Annotated in this window: 25 protein-coding genes and 1 pseudogene; 18 read left to right on the top strand and 8 right to left on the bottom strand. The window is 62.4% G+C overall.

The annotated features are described in order from the left end of the window. Positions 1-70 precede the first annotated feature (70 nt). On the top strand, positions 71-955 hold the full coding sequence (locus HBA99_RS17335; protein WP_070933469.1) for an SDR family oxidoreductase: 885 nt from the start codon (positions 71-73) through the stop codon (positions 953-955). Here HBA99_RS17335 and nadE read toward each other — a convergent pair. Further along, positions 952-1,773, bottom strand: coding sequence for an ammonia-dependent NAD(+) synthetase (gene nadE / locus HBA99_RS17330; RefSeq protein ID WP_057967723.1), 822 nt, complete (start codon positions 1,771-1,773; stop codon positions 952-954). The genes HBA99_RS17335 and nadE overlap by 4 nt on opposite strands. Positions 1,774-1,795: 22 nt before the next feature. Beyond that, a complete protein-coding gene (locus HBA99_RS17325; RefSeq protein WP_030097073.1) occupies positions 1,796-2,410 on the bottom strand; it encodes a TetR/AcrR family transcriptional regulator in 615 nt (204 codons plus the stop codon). Positions 2,411-2,541: 131 nt separating this feature from the next. Between HBA99_RS17325 and HBA99_RS17320 the strand changes: the two genes are divergently transcribed. Further along, positions 2,542-3,069 (top strand): NAD(P)H-dependent oxidoreductase, encoded by a 528-nt coding sequence (locus HBA99_RS17320; protein WP_030097074.1) that lies wholly within the window; start codon positions 2,542-2,544, stop codon positions 3,067-3,069. Positions 3,070-3,146: 77 nt separating this feature from the next. On the opposite strand, the gene HBA99_RS17315 is transcribed toward HBA99_RS17320, so the two are convergent. Next, positions 3,147-4,418, bottom strand: a complete 1,272-nt coding sequence (locus tag HBA99_RS17315) for an MFS transporter (protein ID WP_070950777.1) — start codon at positions 4,416-4,418, stop codon at positions 3,147-3,149. A gap of 605 nt (positions 4,419-5,023) precedes the next feature. Here HBA99_RS17315 and HBA99_RS17310 point away from each other — a divergent pair. The 7 genes and pseudogenes from HBA99_RS17310 (at position 5,024) to HBA99_RS17280 (ending at position 13,261) form a co-directional block, all read left to right on the top strand. Beyond that, complete coding sequence (locus tag HBA99_RS17310; protein ID WP_005056596.1) at positions 5,024-5,266, top strand: redoxin NrdH; 243 nt, start codon at positions 5,024-5,026, stop codon at positions 5,264-5,266. Positions 5,267-5,295: 29 nt separating this feature from the next. Beyond that, complete coding sequence (gene nrdI / locus HBA99_RS17305; protein WP_030097076.1) at positions 5,296-5,736, top strand: class Ib ribonucleoside-diphosphate reductase assembly flavoprotein NrdI; 441 nt, start codon at positions 5,296-5,298, stop codon at positions 5,734-5,736. 53 nt (positions 5,737-5,789) lie between these two features. Further along, the gene (gene nrdE, locus HBA99_RS17300) at positions 5,790-7,871 is read left to right on the top strand and encodes a class 1b ribonucleoside-diphosphate reductase subunit alpha (RefSeq protein ID WP_232785716.1); all 2,082 of its coding nucleotides are present in this window, start codon (positions 5,790-5,792) and stop codon (positions 7,869-7,871) included. Between the two features lie 411 nt (positions 7,872-8,282). Then, positions 8,283-10,604 (top strand): annotated as a pseudogene (locus HBA99_RS17295) (hypothetical protein); the annotation flags it as partial. A 1,007-nt stretch (positions 10,605-11,611) separates the two neighbouring features. Continuing rightward, complete coding sequence (locus tag HBA99_RS17290; RefSeq protein WP_070933473.1) at positions 11,612-12,028, top strand: DUF2628 domain-containing protein; 417 nt, start codon at positions 11,612-11,614, stop codon at positions 12,026-12,028. Between the two features lie 85 nt (positions 12,029-12,113). Beyond that, entirely contained in the window at positions 12,114-12,578 is a 465-nt protein-coding gene (locus HBA99_RS17285) for a DUF805 domain-containing protein (protein WP_070950779.1), read from the top strand. A 188-nt stretch (positions 12,579-12,766) separates the two neighbouring features. Continuing rightward, entirely contained in the window at positions 12,767-13,261 is a 495-nt protein-coding gene (locus HBA99_RS17280) for a TspO/MBR family protein (protein WP_057964238.1), read from the top strand. Here the strand turns inward: HBA99_RS17280 and HBA99_RS17275 are convergent. Genes HBA99_RS17275 through HBA99_RS17260 form a run of 4 tightly spaced genes read right to left on the bottom strand, consistent with a single transcriptional unit; the run spans position 13,258 to position 17,595 of the window. Beyond that, the gene (locus tag HBA99_RS17275) at positions 13,258-14,625 is read right to left on the bottom strand and encodes a cryptochrome/photolyase family protein (protein ID WP_070952197.1); all 1,368 of its coding nucleotides are present in this window, start codon (positions 14,623-14,625) and stop codon (positions 13,258-13,260) included. The two genes, HBA99_RS17280 and HBA99_RS17275, sit on opposite strands and share 4 nt — an antisense overlap. Further along, on the bottom strand, positions 14,622-15,980 hold the full coding sequence (locus HBA99_RS17270) for a TIGR01777 family oxidoreductase (RefSeq protein WP_070952198.1): 1,359 nt from the start codon (positions 15,978-15,980) through the stop codon (positions 14,622-14,624). The genes HBA99_RS17275 and HBA99_RS17270 overlap by 4 nt, the downstream gene beginning before the upstream one ends. Before the next feature lie 50 nt (positions 15,981-16,030). Beyond that, the gene (locus HBA99_RS17265; RefSeq protein ID WP_070952199.1) at positions 16,031-16,678 is read right to left on the bottom strand and encodes an SOUL family heme-binding protein; all 648 of its coding nucleotides are present in this window, start codon (positions 16,676-16,678) and stop codon (positions 16,031-16,033) included. Positions 16,679-16,701: 23 nt separating this feature from the next. Then, positions 16,702-17,595, bottom strand: a complete 894-nt coding sequence (locus HBA99_RS17260) for a cyclopropane mycolic acid synthase family methyltransferase (protein WP_070922454.1) — start codon at positions 17,593-17,595, stop codon at positions 16,702-16,704. Between the two features lie 224 nt (positions 17,596-17,819). Between HBA99_RS17260 and HBA99_RS17255 the strand changes: the two genes are divergently transcribed. From HBA99_RS17255 to HBA99_RS17230, 6 genes are read left to right on the top strand one after another with little or no spacing between them, the layout of a single operon-like run. Then, positions 17,820-19,142 carry an NAD(P)/FAD-dependent oxidoreductase gene (locus tag HBA99_RS17255; RefSeq protein WP_070933204.1) on the top strand — a complete coding sequence of 441 codons (1,323 nt, stop codon included), beginning with the start codon at positions 17,820-17,822 and terminating at the stop codon, positions 19,140-19,142. After that, the gene (locus HBA99_RS17250; protein ID WP_070952200.1) at positions 19,139-19,876 is read left to right on the top strand and encodes a DUF1365 domain-containing protein; all 738 of its coding nucleotides are present in this window, start codon (positions 19,139-19,141) and stop codon (positions 19,874-19,876) included. Before HBA99_RS17255 ends, HBA99_RS17250 begins: the two co-directional genes overlap by 4 nt. Then, entirely contained in the window at positions 19,873-21,147 is a 1,275-nt protein-coding gene (locus HBA99_RS17245) for a class I SAM-dependent methyltransferase (protein WP_081343075.1), read from the top strand. The genes HBA99_RS17250 and HBA99_RS17245 overlap by 4 nt, the downstream gene beginning before the upstream one ends. After that, positions 21,144-21,929: a DUF1295 domain-containing protein gene (locus HBA99_RS17240; RefSeq protein ID WP_070933208.1), complete on the top strand. Its 786-nt coding sequence runs from the start codon at positions 21,144-21,146 to the stop codon at positions 21,927-21,929. Before HBA99_RS17245 ends, HBA99_RS17240 begins: the two co-directional genes overlap by 4 nt. Beyond that, positions 21,926-22,507 carry a sigma-70 family RNA polymerase sigma factor gene (locus tag HBA99_RS17235; protein ID WP_064409280.1) on the top strand — a complete coding sequence of 194 codons (582 nt, stop codon included), beginning with the start codon at positions 21,926-21,928 and terminating at the stop codon, positions 22,505-22,507. The genes HBA99_RS17240 and HBA99_RS17235 overlap by 4 nt, the downstream gene beginning before the upstream one ends. Further along, positions 22,504-23,211 (top strand): anti-sigma factor, encoded by a 708-nt coding sequence (locus tag HBA99_RS17230; RefSeq protein WP_070952201.1) that lies wholly within the window; start codon positions 22,504-22,506, stop codon positions 23,209-23,211. The genes HBA99_RS17235 and HBA99_RS17230 overlap by 4 nt, the downstream gene beginning before the upstream one ends. Before the next feature lie 23 nt (positions 23,212-23,234). Here the strand turns inward: HBA99_RS17230 and HBA99_RS17225 are convergent, their stop codons facing one another. Continuing rightward, positions 23,235-23,876: a metalloregulator ArsR/SmtB family transcription factor gene (locus tag HBA99_RS17225; RefSeq protein WP_070933210.1), complete on the bottom strand. Its 642-nt coding sequence runs from the start codon at positions 23,874-23,876 to the stop codon at positions 23,235-23,237. 68 nt (positions 23,877-23,944) lie between these two features. Between HBA99_RS17225 and HBA99_RS17220 the strand changes: the two genes are divergently transcribed. From HBA99_RS17220 to HBA99_RS17210, 3 genes are read left to right on the top strand one after another with little or no spacing between them, the layout of a single operon-like run. Beyond that, positions 23,945-24,298 (top strand): DsrE/DsrF/TusD sulfur relay family protein, encoded by a 354-nt coding sequence (locus tag HBA99_RS17220; RefSeq protein ID WP_234796046.1) that lies wholly within the window; start codon positions 23,945-23,947, stop codon positions 24,296-24,298. Between the two features lie 30 nt (positions 24,299-24,328). Further along, entirely contained in the window at positions 24,329-25,498 is a 1,170-nt protein-coding gene (locus tag HBA99_RS17215) for an NAD(P)/FAD-dependent oxidoreductase (protein WP_234796047.1), read from the top strand. Continuing rightward, positions 25,486-26,802, top strand: coding sequence for an MFS transporter (locus tag HBA99_RS17210; RefSeq protein WP_234796048.1), 1,317 nt, complete (start codon positions 25,486-25,488; stop codon positions 26,800-26,802). The genes HBA99_RS17215 and HBA99_RS17210 overlap by 13 nt, the downstream gene beginning before the upstream one ends. Positions 26,803-26,835 lie beyond the last annotated feature (33 nt).

Genomic DNA, 26,835 nt, shown 5'->3' with positions numbered 1-26,835 from the left:
ATATTCCGAAGGTACCGTTTGCTATTGGACCGCGCAGAAATTCAAGATCGATGGCCGGTACGGTTCAGTGATGGCATACGAATTCACCGGTAAGCGATGCTTCGTCACCGGGGCCGCTAGCGGGATCGGACGGGCCACTGCGCTGCGTCTGGGGCGCGAGGGCGCCGAGCTGTTTTTGACCGATCGCGCCGCCGACGGGTTGGAGTCCGTCGTCGCGGAGATCAATGCCGCCGGAGGGAAGGTCAGCGCCTACCGGGCGCTCGATATCTCCGACTACGACGCGGTGTCCGCCTTCGCGGCCGACATCCTGGCGACCCACCCGAGCATGGATGTCCTACTCAACATCGCGGGCATTTCGGTGTGGGGATCGGTGGACCGGCTGTCGCATCAGCAGTGGCGTTCGGTGGTCGATATCAACCTGATGGGGCCCATCCACGTCATCGAAAGCTTCGTCCCCGCGATGATCAAGGCCCGCAACGGCGGCCAGATCGTGAATGTGTCGTCGGCGGCCGGGCTGGTGGCCCTGCCATGGCATGCCGCCTACAGCGCCAGCAAGTACGGACTGCGGGGCGTCTCGGAGGTGCTGCGCTTCGATCTGGCTCGGTACAAGATCGGCGTCACGGTGGTTGTCCCTGGGGCGGTCAACACCCCGTTGGTGCGCACCGTCGACATCGCGGGAGTGGACCGTGACAACCCCGACGTCAGTAAATGGGTGAACCGATTCGTGGGGCATGCGACCTCCCCGGAGAAGGTGGCCGAACGGATTCTGCAGGGTGTCCGCCGCAACCGCTATCTCGTCTACACCGGGATCGATATCCGGGCGCTGTATCTGTTCAAGCGCACGTTGTGGTGGCCCTACAGCGTGGCGATGCGGCTCGTGAATCTCGCCTTCACGAACGCGCTGCGGCCCGGACTGCAGAAGGCGGGATCGAATCAGCCGCCGTCAGATTCCTAACGCCACCAGCGGTCGAACGGGGTGACCGGGACGGTGCGCTTGTGCCGGGTCTGCAGGTACCAGCGCTCGATGCGGTCGGCGGCCTCGACGGTGACCGCCTTGCCTTCCAGGTAGTCGTCGATCTGCGCGTAGGTGACGCCGAGCGCGACCTCGTCGGGCAGTGCGGGCCGGTCATCTTCCAGATCGGCGGTGGGCACCTTGTGGGAGATGCTTTCCGGCGCGCCGAGGTGGGAAAGAATCTGCGCACCTTGGCGTTTGGTGAGCCCGGTGAGCGGGGTGACATCGACGCCGCCATCGCCGAACTTGGTGAAGAACCCCGTGACCGCCTCGGCGGCGTGGTCGGTACCGACCACGAGGTGCCGATGCTGACCGGCGACGGCGTACTGGGCGACCATGCGTTCGCGGGCCTTGATGTTGCCGCGGACGAAGTCAGATGGCGTCTCGCCCAGGGCGTCGGCGACCGCACTGGAAACCGCGTCAGAGGCGTCCTTGACGTTGATGACGATGGAGCGGTCGGGGTCGATAAACCTCAGGGCCACTTGGGCATCGTGCTCGTCGGCCTGCACCCCGTAGGGCAGGCGGACGGCGATGAACTCTGCCTGAACCCCTTCCAGTCGTGACTCCTGCGCCGCCAGCTGGCACAGCCGCCCGGTCAGGGCGCTGTCCTGTCCACCAGAGATGCCGAGCACGAATCCCGCTGTCCCGCTGGCCCTTAGATAGTCCTTGAGGAATCCCACCCGTCGCGACACCTCGGCAGCCGGATCGATCGTGGGGGAGACGTCGAGGGCGGACCGGATCTCTTCGCGAAGGGTGCTCATTGCCCGACTGTAGAACGCCGGATCAGCGTGCGCACACCTTGCACACCAGGTCCTGCCACGCGTCGCCGAGCTGAGCTAATGACTGGCCGTTGGAGACGGTGGCGAAGTGCACGTAGCCGGGATCGATGATCGACATCAGGGCGTGGGTCTGTGCGTCGAGATCGCCGGTGCATTCGAGCTGGGCCAGCAGTGACCGGATATGTGTGCGGACGAGCATGGTCGGCGGTGCTTTGTGCCAGGCGTCGGCGTCGGCAGTGGTGGCGCGCGCGAGGTCGAGGTGCCGTTCCAGGAAGGCGAGTCGGGCGCGCCCGAACGCGATGAGCCGGGTCAGTGGGGGCGCATCCGGTCCCAGCGGCGGTGGCCCGAACATGAAAGCCTGCTGCTCGATGTGTTCTTCGTGGTCCAGCAGGGCCAGCAGCAGCCCGGTGCGGCTGCCGAATCGGCGAAAGAGGGTTCCCTTGCCAACGCCCGCCGCGTTGGCGACGGCATCCATGGACATGCTCTCCGGGCCGACCTCGTCCAGGATCTGACGTGCGGCTTCCAGCAGGCGAACCCGGTTGCGAGTGGCGACGGCACGCTCCCGGGTGGGATTCTGCGCAAGGTCGACAGAAAGCAGGGGTATTTCTTGACCAGGCATAACGCCTCAATACTAGCCGTTGGGAATCAAACGGACCACGGTCCGTATTGTAAAAGGTGACAGAGAAGCAGGATGTAGGTGCGACAAACGCGCCGCTCTGATGAAAGGTGAGCAACATGGCAGAGAAGAACGTGCTGGCAATCGTCGGAAGCCTGCGTAAGGCATCGCTCAATCGGCAGCTCGCCGAGGCCGCCGCTGAGAGTGCGCCGGCCGGTGTGAGCGTCAATATCTTCGAGGGCCTGGCCGACCTACCGCATTACAACGAGGACATCGACGGCGACAACGCGCCCGCATCCGTGGAGTCGTTGCGTGCCGCTGTGGCCGATGCCGATGCGGTCCTGCTGGTCAGCCCCGAGAACAACGGCACCGTCTCCAGTGCGCTGAAGAACGCGCTCGACTGGCTGTCCCGTCCGTTCGGCAGCAGCGTGTTCAAGGGCAAGCCCACCGTGGTGATCGGAACGTCGGCCGGAAGGTACGGCGGTATCTGGGCGATTGACGACACCCGGAAGGTGGCGTCCATCGCGACCGCCAATGTCCTTGACGACATCAAGGTGGCCGTGCCGTCCTCGGCCTTCGACGGCAAGCATCCGCGGGAGCACGCCGAGACGGTCGCCGAGCTGACCAAGGCCCTGGACGCATTGACGTCCGTCAACGATTAATTCGCAAAGGCACCACTGGCGGTCATGCCCGGCGCCGTGCCGGGCATGACCGCCTTTGTCTTCGGCCCGTAGACGATTCAGCTTCTGGATCCGGCCCAGGTTTCTTTCATCGCGGAGACGGACGCGACGCTGATCGCACAAATCGCCAGCAGCATCAGCCCGACAGCCCAGTTGCCCAGAGCGTTCTGCAGCGGGCCCGCGATCAACGGTGGGATGGCGCCTCCGAAGACGCCGGCCACGTTGAACGCCACGCCGGTGCCGCTGTAGCGGGTGCCCACGGGATAGGACTCCGGAAGGAAGCTCGCCATCGGCCCGAAGGCGAGGCCGAACAGCACGTAGGTGATCGCCATCGCGGTGAGGTAGGTCCAAAACGGTCCGCTGCTCAACAGGGGAGTGACCAGTAACGTCCACGGAAGTATCAGCCCCATGCCGGTCAATATCACCCGCCGCCGGCCAAATCGGTCGCTGAGGATTCCGCCGACCGCGGCGGACGCCATGAGCACCACCGCCCCGAGCGCGCCCGCGGTCAGGATGGCCGCGCGGGAGAAATGCAACTCGGATCGGGCGAATCCAGGGAAGTAGGTGTTGGTCATGAAGGACAGCGTGAAAATGATCAGCATCGTCCCGCAGGTGAGCGCCAGCGTGCGAGGGCTCTCCGTAAGCACATGCCGCAGAGGTGATTTGACCAGCTTGTTTTGAGCCTTCGCGTTCACGAATTCGGGTGTCTCGGCGACGTGGAGCCGGATGTACAGGCCGACGGCCACCAGGAGCCCGCTGGCGATGAAGGGTATGCGCCATCCCCACGACAGGAATGCGGGGCTGTCTTCCCCGACGGTGACACTGACGACGAGGAACACCAGGCTGCTGAGCAATAGCCCTGTCGAGCTGCCAATCGGCACAGCGGTCGCGGCGCGGCCACGATCGCGGCTTGGCGAGTATTCGGAGGACAGCAGTGCCGCCCCGCTCCATTCGCCGCCGACCGCGAGGCCCTGCACGAGGCGCAGTAAAACGATGGCCGTGGGTGCGGCGGCCCCGATCGAGGCGGCGCCGGGAACCAGGCCTACCGCCATGGTGGCGAGTCCCATGGTGATCAGGGTGACCACCAGGGTGCCCTTGCGGCTGAAGCGGTCTCCGTAGTGACCGAACAGCGCGGCACCGAGGGGGCGTGCCAGAAACGCGGTGCTGAAGGTGGCGATGGAGGCGAAGAGCGCCAGAGAATGGCTGAGATTCGGGAAGAAGACCGCGGGGAAGACGAGCGCGGCCGCCGTTCCGTAGATATAGAAGTCGTAGAACTCGATGGCCGACCCGACTGCGCTGGCCATGAACACTCTGCGGGGGCTCGGTTCCATGCGTGGCAGCTTAGGGTGCGTGCCCGCCAGGTCCTGAAGCTGCGGAACGCGGCCGAGGACGCTCCGGTCCGGCGAACATATCGGTGTCCGATCCGACCGGGTACCGGGGTACCACTTCTGCGGGCGGGGCCGCCGCCGACGTGGGACTCTTGCGCTAGATCGCGATCTGTCCCCAGATTCGTCCACAGAACTTCACAGTTTCCACAGACTCGCCAGGCGAAAAGGTTTGCCCGGCGGTGAGCGATCTGCTAGCCGGTGTCGGTGCCCGGTGGTAGACACCACATATGTTCCAGCCATCTCGGAGGGCCCGGACACGCCCTGGTTACGACACGCCGGAATTTCAGGGGTGTCAGGTCTCACGACCAGGGAATTTCACGAATGTTGTTCAGAACATCTTGTATGGGTTCCGATTGTCGGACACTAGGTGTAGTGTCTGGAACACCGAAAGGCCGGGAACCACTCCGGGCCGCCCGGCCCGGATTTTCGCCAGATCTTCTGGCCGATCCCGGCGCTCAGCCACCACGGGCGGCGTGGAATTTTCCCGGGTGCTGGACTGCTGAAAACTTTGTTGAGATGTCTACGATCGATTCGCTGAGGAGCTACGCATGAGCATCACCGTCTACACCAAGCCCGCGTGCGTACAGTGCAACGCGACGTACAAGGCCCTCGACAAGCAGGGCATCGAGTACAACGTCGTGGACATCACCGAGGTCCCCGAGGCGCGCGATTACGTGATGGCACTCGGCTACCTGCAGGCGCCCGTGGTGGTGGCCGGTGACGATCACTGGTCGGGTTTCCGCCCGGACCGCATCAAGGCGCTCGCGGGCGCAGTCGCAGTCTCTGCCTAAATAAGTAGTAAGTAGTACGGGAGCCGGGCATGGCCCATCTGGTCTATTTCTCCAGCGTGTCGGAGAACACCCACCGCTTCGTTCAGAAGCTGGGTGTTCCCGCCACCCGGATCCCGCTGCGTGGCGATATCCAGGTTGACGACCCCTATGTCCTGATCCTGCCGACCTACGGCGGCGGGCACCCGGTGCCCGGTCAGGCCGCGGGATACGTCCCCAAGCAAGTCATCAAGTTCCTCAACAACGAACACAACCGGTCTTTGATCCGCGGGGTCATCGCGGCCGGCAACACCAATTTCGGCGCGGAGTACTGCTACGCGGGCAAGGTCATCTCAGCCAAGTGTGACGTGCCATATCTGTACCGCTTTGAACTCATGGGCACCGCTGAAGACGTGCAGCAGGTGCTGGCTGGACTCGACGAATTCTGGAAGGACACACCGTGGCGCCAACCGCGACAACTGCAGAACCTGTGACCTCTGCGCACGGCTCGGCTCACGGCGAGCTGGACTATCACGCCCTCAACGCCATGCTCAATCTGTATGACGCCGACGGCAAGATCCAGTTCGACAAGGACGCCGCCGCGGCTCGGCAGTACTTCCTGCAGCACGTCAACCAGAACACGGTCTTCTTCCACAATCAGGACGAGAAGCTCGACTACCTGATCGAGAAGGAGTACTACGAGCGCGAGGTGCTCGACCAGTACTCACGCAACTTTGTGAAGTCGCTCCTGGATCGGGCCTACGCCAAGAAGTTCCGGTTCCCGACCTTCCTCGGCGCGTTCAAGTACTACACCTCCTACACGCTGAAGACCTTTGATGGAAAGCGCTACCTGGAGCGCTTTGAGGATCGCGTGGTCATGGTCGCGCTGACGCTGGCCTCCGGTGATCTGCAACTGGCCGAGAAGCTCGTCGACGAGATCATCGACGGACGCTTCCAGCCGGCAACCCCGACATTCCTCAACTCGGGCAAGAAGCAGCGCGGCGAGCCGGTGTCCTGCTTCCTGCTGCGCATCGAGGACAACATGGAGTCCATCGGGCGTTCCATCAACTCGGCGCTGCAGCTGTCCAAGCGCGGTGGCGGTGTGGCCTTGCTGCTCACCAACATTCGTGAGCATGGTGCACCGATCAAGAACATCGAGAACCAGAGCTCGGGCGTCATCCCGATCATGAAGCTGTTGGAGGACTCGTTCTCCTATGCCAATCAGCTCGGTGCCCGCCAGGGTGCCGGTGCGGTGTACTTGCACGCGCACCACCCGGACATCTACCGCTTCCTGGACACCAAGCGCGAGAACGCCGACGAGAAGATCCGCATCAAGACGCTCTCGCTGGGTGTGGTGATCCCGGACATCACCTTCGAGCTGGCCAAGAAGAACGAGGACATGTACCTGTTCTCGCCCTACGACGTCGAGCGCACCTACGGGGTGCCGTTCGCCGACATCAACGTCACCGAAAAGTATTACGAGATGGTCGATAACGGCCAGATTCGCAAGACGAAGATCAAGGCGCGCGAATTCTTCCAGACCCTCGCCGAGCTGCAGTTCGAGTCGGGTTACCCGTACATCATGTACGAGGACACCGTGAACCGGGCCAACCCGATCGAAGGCAAGATCACCCACTCGAACCTGTGCTCGGAGATCCTGCAGGTGTCGACGCCCTCGCTGTTCAACGACGATCTGTCCTACGCCAAGGTGGGCAAGGACATTTCGTGCAACCTGGGCTCGCTGAACATCGCCAAGACGATGGACTCACCGGACTTCGCGCAGACCATCGAGGTGTCGATCCGGGCGCTGACCGCGGTGTCGGATCAGACGCACATCTGGTCGGTGCCCTCAATCGAGCAGGGCAACAATGATTCTCACGCCATTGGCCTGGGGCAGATGAACCTGCACGGCTACCTGGCGCGCGAGCGCATCTTCTACGGCTCCGAAGAGGGTGTGGACTTCACCAACATCTACTTCTACACGGTGCTGTACCACGCGCTGAAGGCATCGAATCGCATTGCCGTCGAGCGGGGCAGAAGCTTCGGTGGCTTCGAGAAGTCGAAGTACGCCAGCGGTGAGTTCTTCGACAAGTACACCGATCAGGTGTGGGAACCGGCCACCGAGAAGGTGCGCCAGCTCTTCGCCGATGCCGGCATTCGCATTCCGACACAGGATGATTGGCGGCGGTTGAAGGAGTCAGTGCAGCAGCACGGCATCTACAACCAGAACCTGCAGGCGGTGCCGCCGACTGGATCGATCTCCTACATCAACCACTCGACGTCGTCGATCCACCCGGTGGCCTCGAAGATCGAGATCCGTAAGGAAGGCAAGATCGGCCGGGCGTACTACCCGGCGCCGTACCTGACGAACGACAACCTGGAGTACTACCAGGACGCGTACGAGATCGGTTACGAGAAGATCATCGACACCTATGCCGCGGCCACCCAGCATGTGGACCAGGGCTTGTCGCTGACACTGTTCTTCAAGGACACCGCCAGCACGCGTGACGTGAACAAGGCGCAGATCTACGCCTGGCGCAAGGGAATTAAGACGCTGTACTACATCCGGCTACGGCAGATGGCGCTGGAAGGCACCGAGGTCGAGGGCTGCGTCTCCTGCATGCTGTGAAGCACTTTGGGTAAAGAAGCAGGCCAGGGAAAATGCTCCCTGGCCTGCTTCTTATTCAGGGGGAGGTCTCATCCACGCATGCGCTGGATAGGCAGATTTCGGTGCCAGCTGGGGCACAGGGCACGAGGATACGGCCGCCACTAACGCGCCAGCCGCTGTCCAAAGGCTTTGGCGACGAAGTGTTGACCGCGGACGGATGCAGAATCTCGATACGTCAGTTGAAACTGCGGGAGGCTGTTGCCAGACGGCTCGCTCTCCTCCATGGTTACGCGTTTGCCGCTGCTGAGTCCTTCTCGCGCATCGGCATGTCTCTGCGTGAAGCGTGATATTTGCTACCCGCGTGGACAGTGGCGAGCGAACGGGCGTAGTGTCGTGTCCTCGAGGGGTTTGCGCTGATTCGACGGAGGCGATGTGGCGGGGAATGGTGAGTCAACTGAACAGCTGGCAGCGGTGGCGGTAGCCCGCGACAAGGCTCGTTCCGATGAAACCATACAGAAGTTGCCGGTGCGTGATCTTGAACCCGGGCGCACTGCTGGATCTGACCTCGGGCACCGGCTGGCGGCTTTCGCTGTTGGGGGTGTTCTGGTGGTTGGTGCGGTGGCTGCGTTGCACCACCTGTACCGCAGCGGTGATAGTGCCACCGAGTTGATTGGCTGGGCCGGACTGCTGCTGCTGGCTATGACTGCGCTTGGTGGTGGGGTCAAGCTTGCGATGTGGGGCGTCAGGCCGGTAGCGGCCGCGCTATCTGACGCAGTGAAAGGGCGCCTGTCTGAGCCACTGCTCGCTGTCATGGCGGCCGCTGCGGTAATCGTTGGTGCGTTGGGTATGTGGTGGACGTTCCGTGGTGGGTACGCCATCTGGTGGCAGCACCTGACCGGTGAGAGTCAGTGGTCGCTCTTGCTGGGGGTTGGGCAGATGCTGGCGGCGGTGGTCGCTGGTGCCGCGCTGTTCACCGGCGGCCGGTATGTGACCGGCCTGGCCAAGAAAGCTCTCACGGATTCAGGTCTGCTCATCGAACGCGACCGCAGCGCCGGCAAGCGCCGCGCACCGGAAGGTTTGTGGCATCCGGGCCTAGTGGCCGCACTCATCGGCGGTGGTTTGGGTTTGGTGCTGCTGACGGCTGGGATTGCTCCGCGGTTGTATGTGTGGATCACGGGCCCGGACGTGTTTCCTGCGGTGGCGGCGATTGCGGGCACGTAGGTGTGGGGGATCGGTTCGAATCTGGGGTGGTGGAAAGGCCTTGTGGGTCTGTGGAAGTGGGCCACGGATGCTTCGCAGAAGGCGGCTGCGACTGCGGGTGTTGTTGCGGTGTTGATGTTTTCGGCAAGTGGTTTGGGTTTGGGGTGGTTTAGTCCGGCGACGGTTCCGCAGGCGCGGGCGGCGTGTCCGCCGGATTGTGGTGGTCCTGGTGGTAGTGATGGTCCGCCTGGGGGTGGGCAGATGTTTCAGCCGCCGAGTCAGGGTGGGCCGCAGATGCCGGACTATCAGGGCGGTATCAATCAGGCGCCGTTGGATCAGAACAGCGGCATCAGTATCTATAACACTCAGGCGCCTTCGGTCAGCAATAACGGTGTGAACGGGTCTAGTGGGCAGCAGGGGTCTCAGCAGGGGTGGGATCAGCCCGCGCACGGTACTCAGATGCCGGATTATCAGAACGCGACGCCGTATACCCAAGGACCGGGTAAGCCGAATCCGGATTTCAACGGCGGGCAGGCCAATCCGGGATCGCAAGGCGGCCAATCAAATCAGGGTGTGCAGCAGCCAGCGCAACAACCGCCGCAGCCGCCGCAACAAGATGCGAGGCAGCAGCCGAGCCAGTCACCGGATCAGCCGGATCAGCAGAAGATCGAGGATCTAACGCGTCAGCTGCAGGAGAAGCAGCAGCAGCCCGGTCAGGATCGGCAGCGCATTGATGATCTGACTAAACAGCTGCAACAGGGAAAGCGGAACCAGAAACAGCAGCAGTCGACGAAGTTCCCGTCGAAGGACAAGAAGAAGGACGACAAGGACGAGCAGGACGACCGCGACGATCAGTCGCAGAACACCGACCTGGCCTCGTTGCTACTCGGTGCGGCGTCGACGCGGCGTCGTAAGCAGGACGAGCAGGAGCAGGGGCCGGATACGCAGGCGCTTGGTCAGGATGCATCCCAAGCGGTGCAGGGTCTTCCGGGTGATGTGCAGACCTATGTGCAGTCCGGTCAGCAGATCGGGCAGTCGTCGGGGCAGGCCGCTCAAGGCTTCGGGTCGGCCGCGCAGGCTGGTGCTTCGCTGGCCTCGTCGGCGCAATCCGGAGCGGTGAACCCGCAAGATGCCATCACCTTGGTGCAGGGGGTTTCGCAAGGCATTCAGGGCACTGCGGACGCTATCAATGCGGGCAGTCAGATCGTGAAAACCGCTCAGGGACAAGCCGATCAAGTCGCCCAAGCGGTCGGCGATGCTAACCCACAGCTCAAACCGCAAACCGAGCAATTTACGCAACTCAACGACACCGTGTCTAAGGGCGCTGAGGGTGTCGGGCAGGTCGCCAGCGGCGTATCCCAGCTGTCGGGCGCGGTGAACTCGATGAGCAGCTTGGATCCGTCCGCTGCGCAGCCGGTGGATCTGCAATCCGGGCAGGCGCCGGCAGAGATGGCGGGGCGGTCCACTTCGACAAGTGGTCCGACTCGCAGTCAACCTGCGGAATCACCGGTCGACTTCAAGCAGGAACCAGCGCCCGACCCGATCCAACCGGAGCCCTTGACCAAGGAGGAAGCGCTGACGCAGTGGGACCAACTGCAGGCAGACACGAGTAACTACAATCGCGATGTAGCTGCGCACGATGAGGCGGTAGCAAGCTATAACCGCCAGTGCACGGCACGCCCCTTTCTGCTGCCGAACGAAAGCGGCGCCTATGATGCATGCGTCCTCCAGGACGGTAACCTCCGCAAGGCAGAAGACGCACTCCACAAACGAAAATCTGCACTTGACGCCCTGCATGATGTGCTTAAGGGCAGGCTTGAAGAACTGGGCGTGGTGATAACGCCTCCTGGCGTCCGGTCTTCTCCTAGCACGGGTTCTTCTCCAGGTGCCGCTGGCGAATCACCGAGTCGGGGCTTACCGCCGGAGGGGGTAAACCCGCCCGTCGAAGGAGAGGTGACGCCCGGACCAGCCAGCCGCCCTAGTGAACAAGCGAAAGGTGGGCAGAGTCTGTGGGATGAAAAGGGCGGTGAGTGGCGATTTGCTCCTGCTGATAAGTACCACAATCAACACTGGGACTACAACCCCCACAATATGCCAAAATCCCCATGGCAAAATATTCCGATAGGTGATCTGCCCTCGAAAATAGGTGGATGATGACTGTAATAAATATCGGCCCTTATAGTTATTTCGGAGACGAGGCGACTCTTGTATCTGGAGACCAAGATGGCCTACGCATATTAGAATCCGCATTGCGTTCCGCGCGAGAATCCGGTAACGCCACGTTCGATGGCGGAGGAATGGTAAACCAAGTGGTGCGACAAAATGGTGCGGCCGACATCGAGTTCGGGCGGCAAGCTATTATTTGGCGGTTTGACGGTGCAAAACTGGATGAGCTTATCGCTTTGACAGATTCCCTGATCAGGGCCGAGGCCCCTGCACATCAGTACTTCGACATAAGTAGCCCGACTTCGACTCTAGTAATCTCCGTTGGAGAGCATGTGTGACTGCAACTAGTGTCCGCGGTAGTCGACGGAAAACTGGGCGCGCCCGAGGGTGTTTACATGAATCAGACTGATGATCCTGCCGAGTCGGTTTCGGTTTGGCAGTGGCGGTTTGATTTCTATGGCCAGTACGGTCGCCCAGGCTCTACACCCGAATCTGACGCGGCCTATAAGGCTCTACCTTTCGGTGCCAGGGTAATGCTCGGCTGCAATATATTGGCGTTCTTCTTCGGTCCCATCTACTTCTTCGTTAAGGGTATGTGGCGCAAGGGCTTCACTGTCCTGATACTCACGTTGGCGATCGGCACCGTTCTGCTCGCGGTCGATGCGTCCGAGACGATGTATCAGGCCGCCAGCGCTGGACTTGGGGGAGTGCTGATGATGACGGCGGACTACTCCTATTACCTTGACCAGATAAAGGGCAGCAGGTCATGGAACCCGTTCGAGGGCATGAAGTGGCGGAAACGGCCAAGGTGAGAACCGAGGCCTTCGAGCGGCCGATTCTCATTCCGCCACGAAGGCATGTAGTCCCACCGAACCCGACTAATCAACAGAGGCACCGATGACACACGCCGAACCGTCGCCGTCCAAGACGAATCGCCAGGAAGTCTCCAAACCCCTCGGCGCGACCGATCCATGTGATTTGACGCTCCCTTTGTATGGGGCAACATTTGGCCAGGCGATAACTCGGTTCTTCCGTAGTTACGCCCGCTTTTCTGGCCGCGCGTCTCGCAGCGAGTACTGGTGGGTCCTGCTGGCACAAACCGTGGCCGCCAGCCTCCTCGTGTGTGGAGTGGCCCTCGGCACGGACAGTGCGCTCGGGCGTCTGTACATAGCCGTGCTCATAGGATTCGTTCTGGTATGGGCCATTCCGGCCTGGGCACTGACGGTCCGCAGGCTCCACGACGCCGATTTTTCAGGATGGATAGCCCTCCTAGCGGTCTTGCCCTACATAGGATCCTTGATGCCGATTATCTTCGGCTTCCTACCTTCAAAGCCGCGTGGAGAATGTTTCGACCGCCGTTGACGACAGCCAGCGCTACGACTATGGCCGCGGCCTTAGCTGCTTGCCAGGCCTCCCGAGTGCGTTGTCTCGAAGTTTCCGCTGGAGTGTTTTCAGAACCTCGGACATGCCTCTGGCGGGACGGCCGGCGAAGTGAACCGAGATCGTGGTAGAGCGTTACCGACGTACGAAATTCTGTTTACTATGTCGATATGACTCAAGGGATTTCGCGCCGCTGGCCCAGGGAGTGGGCTGGGCTCGCCGTGTCTGTCATTGCGGTGACCATCGTCGCGGGAGTCGGCGGCGCGGCCGCGACGCGCGCTGCGGACACCTACGGGCGCCTGCAACAACCTGGCTGGGCGCCACCGGCTTACCTTTTTGGTCCTGTATGGACGGCGCTGTATGTCTTGATGGCGATATCGGCCTGGCTGGTATGGCGGTCAGAGCCATCACAGGAAAACCGTGTGCCGCTCATCGTGTACGGCGTGCAGCTCGTTCTGAACATGGCGTGGACACCGCTGTTCTTTGGACTTGGCTGGCGGGGAGTGGCATTCATCGAGATCCTCGTGCTGTGGGGATTTGTTGCCGCGACGGTGGTGCTCTTCTGGAACAGAAGCCGTTGGGCCGCAATCTTGTTGCTTCCCTACGTGGCATGGACGACCTTCGCGGCGGTGCTGAATTTCTCGGTGTGGCAGCTGAATAGCTAGTGGTCTTGCCTGGACCGGTACCGGTGCAGAGCGATGTTTCTTTCCTCTGCGTGATCGAGGATGGGTGCCGGGTACCCGCGCGTATGACCGTCGGGGTGTTTCCACGGTGTGATAGCCGAGGCTCCGGGCAGGTGCCGTAGTTCCGGGATGTACTTGCGGATGTATTCGCCGTTCGGGTCGAACTTTTGCGCCTGAGCCGTGGGGTTGAAGACTCGGAAGTACGGCGCCGCATCGGTGCCCGTTCCTGCGACCCATTGCCAGCCGTGCGTGTTGGATGCGCTGTCGGCATCGATGAGATGGTTCATGAAGTGCCTGGCTCCGTGTGGCCACCAGATGTGGAGATCCTTGGTAAGGAAGCTTGCGGTGACCATCCGTACTCGGTTATGCATCCACCCTTCGGCAAGTAGTTGTCGCATGCCGGCATCCACCAATGGGTATCCGGTTTCTCCGCGTTGCCAGGCCGTAAAGCCTTCGCCAGGTTCGGTATAGGTCAAATGCGCTAGCGCATCGGTCAAGTCGGCGCGCGCGGAGTGCGGTTGGTGGTAGAGCACGTCGGCATAGAAGTCTCGCCAGGCAAGCTCCGACATGAACTTGGCGGCGTCTTGGCCCGCGATGGCTGCCAGGTCGGCAAGCAGCGTGCGGGGGTGTATTGCCCCGACTTTGAGGTAGGGCGAGATCCTGGATGTGGCGTCCATGTCGGCGCGGTCACGCCCTACGGCGTAGCCCGTCAGCTCGCGTGTGAGGAAGTGTTCCCACTGCGCGCGGGCCGCACCCTCACCCGCGGGAGGCAATGTGATGCTGCAGCTTTGGCTGATTTCGGTGAGTAATGACCTGGCGGGGCCTGATTGTGCAGGCTTGGGAGGCTTAACCCAGGAAGGACTGGTTTTCAGCTGGGCGGGGCGCGGCCAGTGGTGTTCGCGCCAGGCGCGCTCGAATGCGGTGAACACCCGATACGCAGACCCGTCTGATTTGGTGATTCGGCCCGGCGTCACTGCGTAGGGCGAGCCCGTCTCGATCCAGTCCACACCAATCTTGGCCAGCGCCGCCGATACCGACGTATCCCGGCGCCTGCCGAAGGGGGTCGTCTCCCGGGCCACGTGCACTTCAGTCGCACCGGAACGTTCCGCCAGTTCTACCAGGATCTGTTCCGGTGCACCGGAACACAGGGAGAGCCGCCCATCGAGTTGTTGATCAAGGTCAAGAACGTTGGCGGCAAGCCATGCATCCCGCGGGCGGGCTGCGCTGCGAAGCAACTGCGGGTCCAGCACAAAGAGGGCAAGTACGTCACCGCTCGCGGCGGCAGCTTGGAGCGCGGGATTGTCGGCCAACCGCAAATCGCGGCGGGCCCACCAGATAACGGTCACGAGCCGGTATGACTTCCCAAGAGATGTCCCAGGGCGGGACCGATACTGGGAGTCCGGAAAACATGCTGACGGTCCAATAGCGTTGCGGGAGAAACACGCTGACTTGCCATCGCGAGCTCGTCGGCACCCTCGCGTCCGAGCAGCAGTGCAGGGCCGAAGGCGGGCACGGGTAAGAGTGCGGGGCGGTGGACTGCCTGGGCCAGTGCGCGTGTGTAGTCGACGTTGCGAACCACGCCGGGGGCCACGGCGTTAACGGGACCCGATAGTGAAAGGTCCCACAGACACCGGTGATAGATGTCCACCAAGTCGTCGATACCGATCCAGGGCAACCACTGGGTGCCGGAGCCCAGGCGCCCGCCCAGACCGGCCCGGAAAAGCGGGAGCAGGAGCTTGAGCGTTCCGCCGCGTGGTGACTGAACGATGCCGGTGCGGACGGTGACAACGCGGGTCTCGGCACCCTCGCCGGCTAACGCTGCCTGCTCCCAACGAGCCACCACGTTGGAAAGAAAGTCTGCCGTCGGCGGGGGAGGACTTGTCTCGGTGAGTGTTTCATCGTCTCGGTTCTTCCCGTAGTACCCGACTGCTGAGGCGCAGACGAAGGTGCCGACACCTGCGGATGCGGCGGCTCGGGAAAGTAGGCGAGTGGGCTCGATTCGGCTTGAGGCGATCAGTTCCTTATGTCGCGGGGTGAAGCGTCCCGCGATGGTGGCACCCGCCAGATGCATAACGGCATCAACGCCTTCCAACGCGGCCGGATCTGGATTATCTGGCTCCCAATTTCGCTCCGTAGGACTCTTCGGCTCTCCGCGGACCAGGCGAATCACGCGGTGTCCACCGGTGCTGAGGAACGCGGTAAGTGCGGTGCCGACCAGGCCTGATGCCCCGGTGATGGCCACTGTCGAGGCATTCATTCCGTGGTCGGCGGCCCTCCGATGTGCCGCCAGATCCCAGGTGAGTTGCCGGTGCCGGTATGCGATGAGATCGGCGAGAAGCCGTCCCGGAATGGGAGTCTCGATTGTGTCGCGTACCCGAGTGCTGCTATCGCCGACGGGCTCGAACTCGTGAATGTGCCGCCAGGGCAATGCACCACTGACCGCCGACCGCAGTCCCGTCGCGACCGCCTCGTCGACGAATCGTCGGCCGGGCAGGAACGCTTCCCGATCGTGCCGGGCGATCCAGCGCAAGCCTCCCGGTAAATCCAGGACCGCAGTCCCGTCGCGCAGCGAGGCCGCCTCGGTACGCAACTCGACCGGCGCCCACGGCGCCGCCAAGCGATTGAAGGCGCCCGGCCTGGAATGCCAGGCGAACACGTCTTTGACGGGCGCGTCGACAATCACCGAACCACTGATACCCATAAGTCTCCGATCATCGGGAAGTCTAGTTCCACCGTCCTCTGCGTTGTCCCTCAGAAGGTGTCGTCACCTTGCGCGTGGATGGGAACTGCGATCTCGTTGCGTCGAGCGCACGAGAGTGTCCACGGCGGGTCGTAGAACCAGGCTTGCGGATCGCCCGAGGTCTTTATGTTGCTGTCGCGCAGGGTATTAAGCAACTCGTCGGTTCGTTTGGCGACGGCGGCCGCCGATCGGTCGCCGCTGAAGCGCAGCACCGCGAGCGTCTCGGCCGGCACTTCGGTGAGCCGAATGCTCTCGTCGCCGGGAGTGGGCAGGCTTGCCAGCGTCCATTTCGCCGGCATGTAAAACCGGATTATTGAACCACCAGTAGGACTTGACAATTGGCTTACCGGAGCCGTCATGGCGATGGTGTCGCTTTGTTGGGCTACCGGTGCGGTCATCGAGATCTTGGCCTGCCGTTGGTTCTTGCCGAAAATGTAACCCGCAAGGCGGCGAAAACCCTCGCTGCGTGCCCGGTCGTCGTCGGCCAAGACGGTGGTTTCTGCCGCGACTCGGCTGCTGTACTGCCTGATCTGGACCGAAGCAGTCAGTGGCCGTGACGAGTATTGCGGTTCTTCGGTCCCCGAACGGATTTCGACGATATTGCCCGCAGCCTTGAGTAGTTCGGCCCCCAGAGTCCACAGCGGCACGATGGCACTCAATTTCTTGCTCCTTTCGACAAGCGCTACTTCTCGAGATACGGGATGTGCAGCTTCGGGAGGGTGAATTGGGCGACGTCGATGTAGCCGATGCGAAAGTAGTTCGCACATCCGGTGAGGTACTTCATGTAACGCTCGTACACAACCTCGTCCTGAATGGCGATGGCCTCATCCTTGTGTTCCTCGAGTGCTGCCGCCCATAGGTCCAGGGTCTTGGCGTAATGCTGCTGCAGTTGGTGAACTCGCGTGCAGGTGAAGCCCGCCCGCTCGGCATGCTCTCGCACCATCTCGATGGAGGGTAATCGCCCGCCGGGGAAGATCTCGGTGACCATGAATTTGATGAAACGCGCCAGCTCGAAGCTCAGCGGCAGGCCCTTGGCGATGATCTCGTTGGGGTGCAGCCCGGTGATGGTGTGCAGCAGCATGACACCGTCGTCAGGCAGCGCGTTGTAGGCGAACCTGAAAAAGTCGTCGTAGCGGTCAAAGCCGAAATGTTCGAACGCGCCGATCGACACGATCCGATCGACCTTGCCGTCGAACTCTTCCCACCCGTGCAGCTGGACGCTCTTTGACCGGGTGCTCGAGGACGCCGCCAAAAGCTTCTCGACGTGCGCCTTCTGATTCTTGCTCAGAGTCAAACCGATGACGTTGACGTCGTACTTTTCCAATGCGCGATTGAGGGTGGCACCCCAACCGCACCCCACGTCCAGCAGCGTCATCCCGGGCTCCAGATGCAGCTTGCCCAACGCCAGGTCGATCTTGGCGATCTGAGCCTCCTGGAGAGTCATATCGTCGCGTTCGAAGTAAGCACAGCTATATGTCTGGGTCGGGTCGAGAAAAAGACGGAAAAAGTCATCCGATAGGTCGTAGTGGGCCTGAACATCGGCGAAATGCGGGCGCAGTCGCGGTGAGTCTGACATCTGGGCAAAACCTTTCCTAGGCGGTGCGGGGAACGTCTACCTGCCGGTCTTTCTTCTGCGGGTGTACGGGCGCTGCTGCACCGGGCATGTATGTGCAGCTCTGGGGTCATTCGGTGCTAAACGCCATCCGGATGGGTCGGTTACCTAAAAATTTGAGCTCGGGCTGTGGCGCCGCTCATAGACGCAATACCCATCCGCGGGCAGGTTTACTCCGAATACGGGGTGTGAGTGCAATATCTGGCCCCGACGGGGCACGGTCCGTCGCCGTCATCGGTAGTGGTGTGGCCGGACTAACCGCAGCTCACGTGCTTTCTGCCTACGACCGGGTCTCGTTGTACGAGGCCGATGGGCGTTTCGGGGGACATGCCCACACCCAGTTCGTCGATGCAGGCCAAGGCACCCCGACCGCGCTCGACACCGCGTTCTTGGTGCACAACGACCGCACCTACCCCACACTGTGCCGATTGTTCGACGAACTCGGTATCGCCACCTCTGACACGGATATGTCGATGTCGGTGCGTGATGACAGCACTGGGCTGGAATACGCGGGCGCAAGGGGCGTGCGCGGCCTCTTTGCTTCGCCCGCGACAGCGAACCCTCGCTATCTATGGATGCTGGCAGAGGTCAAGCGGTTTCATCGCCACGCCCGCCGATTGCTCGCTGCCCCCGATACGGACGACAACGCCCTGAGTCTCGGGGATTTTGTTCGGCAGCGGGGTTTCTCACAGTTTTTCCTCGGCCGCTTCCTGACACCACTGGTGGCCGCCGTGTGGTCGTGCCCGCCCGGGCAGGCCATGGCGTATCCGGCGCAGTACCTGTTCAGGTTCCTGGACCATCACGGCATGCTGTCGGTATTCGGGTCGCCGCAGTGGAAAACAGTGGTAGGGGGCTCGCGCACGTACGTCGACGCTGTGGTGCGCGGCCTACACGAGGCATTCACCGATTCCCCTGTCACCCAGGTCAGACGGATTCCCGCGGGCGTTGTGGTGACAGCTGCGGGGCAGCCGCCGAAGGTGTTCGATGCCGCCGTGATCGCGACGCATCCCGATCAGGCGCTGGCCCTGCTGGCGCAGTCGACCGCCACCGAGCGCGAGGTGCTGAGAGCCATTGGTTACGTGAGCAATTCCGCGCAACTACATACCGACGAGTCACTGTTGCCGCGACATCCCCGTGCCCGTGCGTCGTGGAACTACCTGTGCGGCCAAGGCGGCCAGGGCGTCGTGGTGACGTATGACATCACCCGGTTGATGAGACTGCCCGGTCCGTGCAGGTTTCTGGTCACCCTCGGCGGCGAGCATCTGGTAGACCCCGGGGCGGTGCTTGCCGAAATGACCTACCAGCACCCGGTCTATACGCCGCAATCTGTTGCTGCCCAACGCAGATTGTCAAGTCTCAACGATGGCCGTATCGCGTTCGCCGGTGCGTACCACGGATGGGGATTTCATGAGGACGGTGCCGCATCGGGGCTACGTGCCGCACAAGCATTGGGTCGGGACTGGCCGGTCGGCGTGGCCACCAAGCGCGAGCATCGCGTGGGAGCACGATGAGTTCGGCGACGGCGGTTCCCTGCCTGTACCGCACCCGGATCATCCATGTGCGGCGTTCGCCGGTGACACACCGGTTCGCCTATCGCGGCTACTGCTGGTACATCGATATCGACAAGCCGCCGCGCCTGCCCTTCGGTCTGCGCGCCTTCGCCAATTTCCAAGCACGGGACCATTTCCGGGGGGATGTTGACGACACGCTGCGCCAACGCGTGGATCGATTCTTGGCTGTGCACGGGGTAGAACTGGGCGGCGGTACGGTCACCGCGCTGCTGCAGGCACGGGTGTTGGGTCACGTCTTCAACCCACTCAGCTTGTACTGGTGCCATGATCGCCACGGCAATCTCGTCCACATCATTGCCGAGGTCCACAACACCTATGGCGGACGGCACGCATACCTGCTGCCCCCGACCGCCGATTCCACAGTGGACAAACAGCTTTACGTGTCGCCATTCAACGGTGTCGACGGACAATACCAAGTTCGAGCCACTCGCCCCGGCGAGACATTGAACATCAGTATCTGGTTGCAGCGAGGCGGACATCTGCCGTTCTTCGCCGCGGTGCGCGGCACCCGGCGCCGGGCCCGGGTCGGTGAACTGTTGTGGTTGCAGGCCGTCGCGCCCCTGGCCCCACTGATGGGTGCGGTGGCCATCCGTAAAGAAGGGATCAGGCTGTGGCTGAAAGGGCTACCGGTGGTAGAGCGCACACCTACACGCGAGAGGGAAAGGATAGCGTGAACGGTCATCTCGACAGCACCACTACCGATGCGCGTGATATCGGGGCGCATCGCCGACTGGATATCGCGCCGGTTCCTTCCGGGCCGCTGGCAGTGGCACGGGCGGTAGTAGCCGACAAGCTGCTGCGCCGTGCGGCCGCGCGGCTCCCGGTGCGGGTGATGTACCCGGACGGGTCCGTTGTGGGAGCAGCAGATACGTCCCTGCCCACCATGAGAGTTCGGCAGCCGACGGCACTGGCACGACGTCTGGGTCGATCCGGCTTGATCGGATTCGGCGAGGCGTACATGGCTGGAGACTGGGACTGCGACGATCTGCCCGGCTTTCTCACCCCATGGGCAGCATCAATGGGGGAGTTGATTCCCCCTAGCTTGCAACGCTTCCGGCATCTCACCGTGCCGCGCGCTCCACGGACTCAGCGCAACGAGCCACCACAGGCCCATCGCAATGTTGCGCATCACTATGACCTGTCGAACGACTTCTTCTCGCTTTTCCTGGACGAGACGCTGACCTACTCGAGTGCGCTGTTCGACCACATCCCTGGCTCAGCAGCGATGCTGGCGGATGCCCAACACCGCAAGATCGATCGCTTGCTGGACCACGCACAGGTAGGCCCCGGCACCAGGGTTCTGGAGATCGGTACCGGGTGGGGGCAATTGTGTTTATCGGCCGCCGCTCGCGGTGCGCACGTACGGTCGGTCACCTTGTCGAGCGAGCAACGGGAACTGGCTCTGCAGCGGGTACGGGCTGCCGGTCTGTCTGACCGAGTGCAGATAGAGCTGCGCGACTATCGAGACGTTCAGGGCCAATACGACGCTATCGTGTCGGTGGAGATGCTCGAAGCGGTCGGATTCGATTTCTGGACAACGTATTTCCAAACCATCGACCGTTTGCTCAAACCAGGAGGCCGACTGGCCCTTCAGGCCATCACCATGCCCCATGAGCGGATGCTGGCCAGCCGCAACACCCATACCTGGATACAGAAGTACATTTTCCCTGGCGGTCTGCTTCCCTCGGTACGGGCAATCGCCGAAACAACCACGGATACCACGCATTTGCGGACCATCGAGACAATGTCCCTGCGGCCGCACTACGCCGAAACACTGCGGCTATGGAGTAAGCAGCTCGCGGCCCGGCGCGCGAGCGTGCTGGCGCTTGGATTCGACGACGCCTTCTACCGTATGTGGCAGCTGTATCTGGCGTATTCGGAGGCCGGGTTCCGATCCGGATATCTCGATGTCCACCAATGGATTTTCCAGCGAGGTCAACAATGAACTTCTTCACCGTGATGGTGTGCTCGCTGTGCGCTGTGGTGGCCGTGCACAGTGTCACTTTCCTGATCGGCTACCGCATAGGCCGCTACAACGTGGTCGACGTCGCGTGGGGCCTAGGGTTCATCGCAGTTGCCGTGGTGTGTACCGCGTTCGGTGACGGTGATCGGCAGCGCCAGGTTCTGCTGCTCGCGCTCGTCGGTATATGGGGTGCCCGGCTCTCGTGGCACATGTGGGTGAAGTCGGCTGGGAAAGGCGAAGATCCGCGGTACCGCGACCTGCTTGGTGGCGACTTCTCGGTGCCGCATGTGCTGCGCAAGATCTTCGTCATCCAGGCCGCTGCCACCTGGTTGGTATCCCTACCCATCCAACGCTCAGCCGTGGAAGGGCCAACCCCTGAATCGCTGCGTCCCGTGGTAGCCGTCGGTATCGGGTTGTGGCTGCTTGGAATGCTTTTCGAAGCGGTGGGTGACTTTCAGCTGCGCCGTTTCAAACAGGACCCGGCCAACAAGGGCAAGATCATGGAGCAGGGCCTATGGGCCTGGACTCGGCACCCGAACTATTTTGGTGATGCCTGCGTGTGGTGGGGGCTGTGGTTGGTCACCATCACTGGCTGGCCATCGTTGGCAACGGTGCCGTACCCGGTGCTGATGACCTACTTCCTGGTCTACGCCACCGGAGGTCGCCGCACCGAGAAGGCAATGGCCGGGCGGCCCGGATTCGCTGACTACCAACGCCGGGTCTCATTTATCCTGCCGCGTCCCCCGAAACGCGAATCGCCATGAACATTCTCCGCGATGCGTTTAGGCTCACGGGCGTGACTGGCGACCTGGATACCCTCTTGCGCAATGTCGCCGACCGTGATTCCGCGGCATTCGCCGCTCTCTACGATCACACCCGCTCGCGTGTGTACGGTCTGGTGCTGCGGGTATTACGGGACCCCGGCTATAGCGAGGAGACAACGCAAGAGATCTACCTACAGATCTGGCGTTCAGCCCAAAGCTATGACCCGACCGCCGGATCGCCTCTGGCCTGGATCATGACCTTGGCTCATCGGCGCGCCATCGACCGCGTGCGCTCGGAGCAATCCGCTGCCGACCGCGAGTCGCGCTACGGCGCCGCCACTATCGAGCGTGCTGCCGACGAGGTCACTGAATCGGTGATCCGTAGCGAAGAGCAGCGGCAAGTCACTGAATGCCTCGACACACTCACGGATACACAGCGCCAGTGTCTACATCTGGCTTACTACGACGGTTTGACTTATAACCAAGTCTCACAACGGCTTGCCGCTAATCTGGCAACTATCAAGTCTCGTATGCGTGACGCAATCAAGGCGCTGCGCCGATGCCTGGGGACACCATGACCGAACCCAACGACCTCATCACTGCCGCGACTCCATACGCACTGCATGCGTTGCCCGACGATGAACGAGACGACATCGACCGGTGGTTGTCAGCCGGCGCGCCTGAACACACGCTCTCCTTTACCCAGGAAGTGCGTGCCACACGCGAAACCATGGCGGCCCTGGCGGTAAGCACCGCAGTCGAACCCCCGGCCCGGCTTCGCCCGCGCCTGCTCAAGATTGTGGCCCGGGATATCCAAAGAGATTCCGGGGCAAAAGATATCAACCGCTGGAGAGCACCTCTGGTGGCTGTTGCGGCCGCTACCGCAATCGGGCTGGCTGCGGCTGGGATCGGAACCATCCTGCGGCCTCCGCCACCATCTGCGCAGCAGGTCTTCACCGCAACCGATGTGCGAACGGTCAGCGGCTCCATCCCCACCGGCGGTACCGCGACCGTCGTCTACTCGCGACAGAAGAACACGGCGGTGTTGGTGATGAACAATGTCGCACCACCACAACCCGGCACCGTTTATCAAATGTGGCTGATTGGCGACCGCGGGCCGGAGTCGGCGGGAACCATGGATACTCAGGCCGTCGCACCGTCGACCACAGCGGTCATACCCCACCTCGACGACTCCACCGCACTGGCATTCACTGTCGAGAAAGGCCGGGGTTCAACCTCGCCGACGGGCCCGATCATCGCGCAACTGCCGCTGAACCAGTAGCCGTCGAGCGGACGGTCCGCAGACTAACTGTCCTGGCGGGCATTCCATTCGAGCATGCCTTCGGTGAGATAGGCGGCTTCACGCTTGTGGGCGGCCAACATCCGAGCTGCGGCGGGAGCTAGTGCACAGTAGCGGCCCCGGCAGTACGCCACGATGTTGGCGGCCGGGGGCAGGTCGCGCAGGCTGTCGTTGAGTTCGTCCAGCGGGATGCTCACCGCGCCTGTCAGGTGCCCGGCGTCGAACTCCTCGCGTGGCCGCACATCGATGAGAATCACTTCGGCCTTCTGCGTTCGCTCGATCAGTTCATCGGGGCCAATCGCCTCCACGTCATCGCCAAGTAACGAACGTGCTGCCTCGGCGGCCGCAGCGATGTACTGGTTGGCGACGGCCTGGGTCGCGACGATGAGGGCTGCGACTTCCGGGCCGCTGATCCGGTAGTAGATCTTGACCCCGTCACGCCGCGTTGTCACCAGGCCTGCATGTTTGAGGATCTGTAGGTGACTCGAGGTCGAGGTGATGCTCAGGCCCGTCAGCCCCGCGATCACTTCGACGGAGCGTTCGGCCTGCGTCAGCAATTCGAGTATCTCGAGACGTTTACCGTTGGCGAGTCCCTTGCCCACGTTGGCGACCTGATCATGCAGAGAACGGCGGAGTGCGCTGGTCATTACTATCTTCCAATCTTCCTTGGAATATGGTACCAATGATGGCGGGGGGCAACTACCAGGAGGTTCGCATGAAGTTTCTATTCGTCTTGCATGACCCGCCGTATGGAACGGAGCGCACGTTCAACGGCATTCGATGGGCGCGTGAGGTCGCCGGGGATGGCAATCAGCACGAGGTAAAGGTCTTCCTGTTTGGTGACTCGGTCGGTGCGGCGAAGGTGGGGCAGTCGACCCCGAACGGCTACTACAACCTCGCCTCCATGGTACGAGGATTGCTTTCCAAAGGAATCGCGGTGGGCTGCTGCGGTATTTGCCTGGACGCCAGGGGATTCGGCGATGAGGACCTTGTCCCCGGCGCCGCACGATCGTCGATGGCCCAACTGGCTGAGTGGACCGGCTGGGCCGACCAGGTCATCAACGTCTGAGCGCTCGGATCTACAGGAATGGACACAAGCATGCCCAAAACAATCATCGTTATCGGGGCTGGAATAGGCGGACTGAGCGTACTGGAGCACCTCCGGGCAGAGGGCGCGCGGGGATCCGGCCATCACGTGATCCTTATTGACGAGGCGCGGTCGCATACACAGGGCCTGTCACTGCCGTGGATTATGCGTGGTTGGCGCACCCCGGACGAGGTTGCGGTGACGCCCTCGCCAGTTGCGCTCGGAGGCGTCGACTACATCCGCGCCGCCGTTCAAGCCGTCGATCCCGAACGACGCACCGTCTCCTTGGATAACGGTGAGCAACTCGAGTACCACGCACTTGTCATCGCGGCAGGTGCTCGCAACAACATTGGATGGCTGCCTGGCCTGCCGGAGGCTGTCGAATCGGGCGTGGCGGTTCATTTCTACGACCCCGCTGCGGCGAGGGAGGCTCATCATGCGCTCGACTCCTTCACCGAGGGGCGCGTGGTCCTCCTCGTGGCAAGTACGCCATACCGCTGCCCGGCCGCACCGACAGAAGGTGCGCTGCTAGCCGCAGATCTCTTTTGCGAAAATGGAATTCGTGAACAGGTGACTATCGACATGTTCACCCCGGAGCCGCATCCCATGGTGACCGCTGGTCCGGTGGTCGGTGCACAGCTGATCGCGATGCTGGCGGCCGCAGGCATCGGCTTCTTTGGCGAGCGCACAGCAGTCGGTGTGGACTCGGAAAGCCGGCGCATCATGTTCGCGGACGGCACAACCGAGCCCTTCGATCTGCTGATCTTCGTGCCGCCGCACAAGCCGGCGATATCGGTCGGTGAGTCTCGAGGATGGATTCCCGTCGACAATGCGACATTGGCGACGCAGTGGCCCGGGGTGTGGGCACTGGGCGATATCGCATCGGTGACGGCGCCGTCGGGGAAGCCGCTGCCGAAGGCGGCTACCTTCGCCAAATCGCAAGCCCCCGTGGTCGCTTCGGGGGTTCTCAACTATCTCAACGATAGCGAATCGATACCCGCTAGGCCGTTTGACGGCCGCGGCGAGTGCTTCGTCGAGGTGGGCGGACACCGCTCCGGGCTAGGGCAGGGAGACTTCTATGCGCTGCCTGCCGCTCGCGTGATACTGGCCGAGCCGTCGGAGGCCACCCACGACCGCAAACAGCGCGAGGAAGCCGAGTGGATCCATTGGTGGCAACGCTAGCGGCCCGTCCGCGGTTCTTGCCCCGCGGGAACATCACGGTTCTGCTGCTCTCGCAGCTCATCGGTGGATCTGGCTTGGCCGCGGGTGTCACCGCGGGAGCTCTGCTGTCTCAAAGCGCTTTCGGGACAGAACTTTTAGCAGGATTGCCCAATGCTGCGGTAACGACTGGAACTGCTTTAGCGGCAGCAGTCATCGGCAGTCTGTCGCAGCGATGGGGCCGCAGGGGTGGACTGGCATTCGGATACGGCGCCGCAGCTATCGGGAGCGCCGCAGCGGTGGTGGCGATTATCACCTCCAATGCTGCGATTCTGCTGTTGGCCTTGGGTGCTTACGGTGCTGGCAGCGCGGCCACGATGCAAGCAAGGTATGCAGGGGCCGATCTCGTTCGCTTCAAGCATCAGGCACTCGTCATGAGCGTGGTCCTGATGAGTACCTCGGCCGGTGTCCTTGTTGGGCCTGCCTTGCTTCCGCCCGCGGAGGCGTTGGCGACGCACCTGAAGCTGCCCGCGATGGCCGCGCTGTTCGTGCTGGCGGGACTGGCCTATCTGGCTGCATTCATCATCATTGCGATGTTTCTGCGGATGCCGCGTGGCGAATCAGATTCGTCTCGACCAACTGATCGTTTCGGCGCCGCGACGCCGGCGCCGTCCGGCCCCGGGCTTCGTTTCGGCACGATCACGATATGCGGGGCCCAGGCGCTCATGGTCGCGATCATGACGATGACCCCGGTGCACATGCGCCACAATGGATTCAGCTTGTCCACCACTGGGCTGGTGATCGCCCTGCATATCGCCTCGATGTACCTGCCGGCGCCGCTGTCCGGCTACCTCGTCGACCGTTTCGGATCCCGGGTGGTAGGCCAGCTGGCGGCGCTCGTGTTCAGTAGCTCGGCATTGGTAGTGCTTGTGTCCCAGGGAAGCTCTCTGATCAGCATGACAGCAGCACTGATCCTGCTCGGATGGGGTTGGAGCCTCGGCGTCGTCGCCGGTAGCACCGCCGTCACAAATGCCACAACGAGTGTCACCCGAGCCCGAATGCAGGGACGCGTGGATGCAGCGATGTCGATTGCCGGCGCCCTCGCCGGACTCCTATCGGGATTCGTCGTCGCGACAGCCGGATTCACGTGGCTTGCCTTGGGCGCCTTACTTCTGGCCGTCGGGTACTGGCTCACCGTCACCCGGCCGGTGCGGATGGGGCGCTCGGCCTTGCTTGCTCTCAGCTTCATCGCGTTCGGATGTTCGCTGCACGACATTGCGACTCAAGTGGGCAGCACGGCCAGACAAGCCAACACGGTCACCCACTGAGCTGTGTGAAGCGATACTTGAACAACCAGGAGG

The organism is Mycobacteroides chelonae, from assembly GCF_016767715.1.
In the GTDB taxonomy this organism is placed as follows: domain Bacteria; phylum Actinomycetota; class Actinomycetes; order Mycobacteriales; family Mycobacteriaceae; genus Mycobacterium; species Mycobacterium gwanakae.
This window is presented reverse-complemented; position numbering and strand designations above follow the sequence as displayed.

Bases quoted from the DNA above. Each gene is read 5' to 3' on its own strand.
- HBA99_RS17235 (WP_064409280.1), top strand. From the start codon at position 21,926: ATGAACATTCTCCGCGATGCGTTTAGGCTCACGGGCGTGACTGGCGAC.
- HBA99_RS17290 (WP_070933473.1), top strand. From the start codon at position 11,612: ATGAATCAGACTGATGATCCTGCCGAGTCGGTTTCGGTTTGGCAGTGG.
- HBA99_RS17315 (WP_070950777.1), bottom strand. From the start codon at position 4,418: ATGGAACCGAGCCCCCGCAGAGTGTTCATGGCCAGCGCAGTCGGGTCG.
- HBA99_RS17230 (WP_070952201.1), top strand. From the start codon at position 22,504: ATGACCGAACCCAACGACCTCATCACTGCCGCGACTCCATACGCACTG.
- HBA99_RS17280 (WP_057964238.1), top strand. From the start codon at position 12,767: ATGACTCAAGGGATTTCGCGCCGCTGGCCCAGGGAGTGGGCTGGGCTC.
- nrdE (WP_232785716.1), top strand. From the start codon at position 5,790: ATGCTCAATCTGTATGACGCCGACGGCAAGATCCAGTTCGACAAGGAC.
- HBA99_RS17310 (WP_005056596.1), top strand. From the start codon at position 5,024: ATGAGCATCACCGTCTACACCAAGCCCGCGTGCGTACAGTGCAACGCG.
- HBA99_RS17335 (WP_070933469.1), top strand. From the start codon at position 71: ATGGCATACGAATTCACCGGTAAGCGATGCTTCGTCACCGGGGCCGCT.
- HBA99_RS17220 (WP_234796046.1), top strand. From the start codon at position 23,945: ATGAAGTTTCTATTCGTCTTGCATGACCCGCCGTATGGAACGGAGCGC.
- HBA99_RS17260 (WP_070922454.1), bottom strand. From the start codon at position 17,595: ATGTCAGACTCACCGCGACTGCGCCCGCATTTCGCCGATGTTCAGGCC.
- HBA99_RS17325 (WP_030097073.1), bottom strand. From the start codon at position 2,410: ATGCCTGGTCAAGAAATACCCCTGCTTTCTGTCGACCTTGCGCAGAAT.
- nadE (WP_057967723.1), bottom strand. From the start codon at position 1,773: ATGAGCACCCTTCGCGAAGAGATCCGGTCCGCCCTCGACGTCTCCCCC.
- nrdI (WP_030097076.1), top strand. From the start codon at position 5,296: ATGGCCCATCTGGTCTATTTCTCCAGCGTGTCGGAGAACACCCACCGC.
- HBA99_RS17285 (WP_070950779.1), top strand. From the start codon at position 12,114: ATGACACACGCCGAACCGTCGCCGTCCAAGACGAATCGCCAGGAAGTC.
- HBA99_RS17250 (WP_070952200.1), top strand. From the start codon at position 19,139: ATGAGTTCGGCGACGGCGGTTCCCTGCCTGTACCGCACCCGGATCATC.
- HBA99_RS17240 (WP_070933208.1), top strand. From the start codon at position 21,144: ATGAACTTCTTCACCGTGATGGTGTGCTCGCTGTGCGCTGTGGTGGCC.
- HBA99_RS17225 (WP_070933210.1), bottom strand. From the start codon at position 23,876: ATGACCAGCGCACTCCGCCGTTCTCTGCATGATCAGGTCGCCAACGTG.
- HBA99_RS17270 (WP_070952198.1), bottom strand. From the start codon at position 15,980: ATGGGTATCAGTGGTTCGGTGATTGTCGACGCGCCCGTCAAAGACGTG.
- HBA99_RS17215 (WP_234796047.1), top strand. From the start codon at position 24,329: ATGCCCAAAACAATCATCGTTATCGGGGCTGGAATAGGCGGACTGAGC.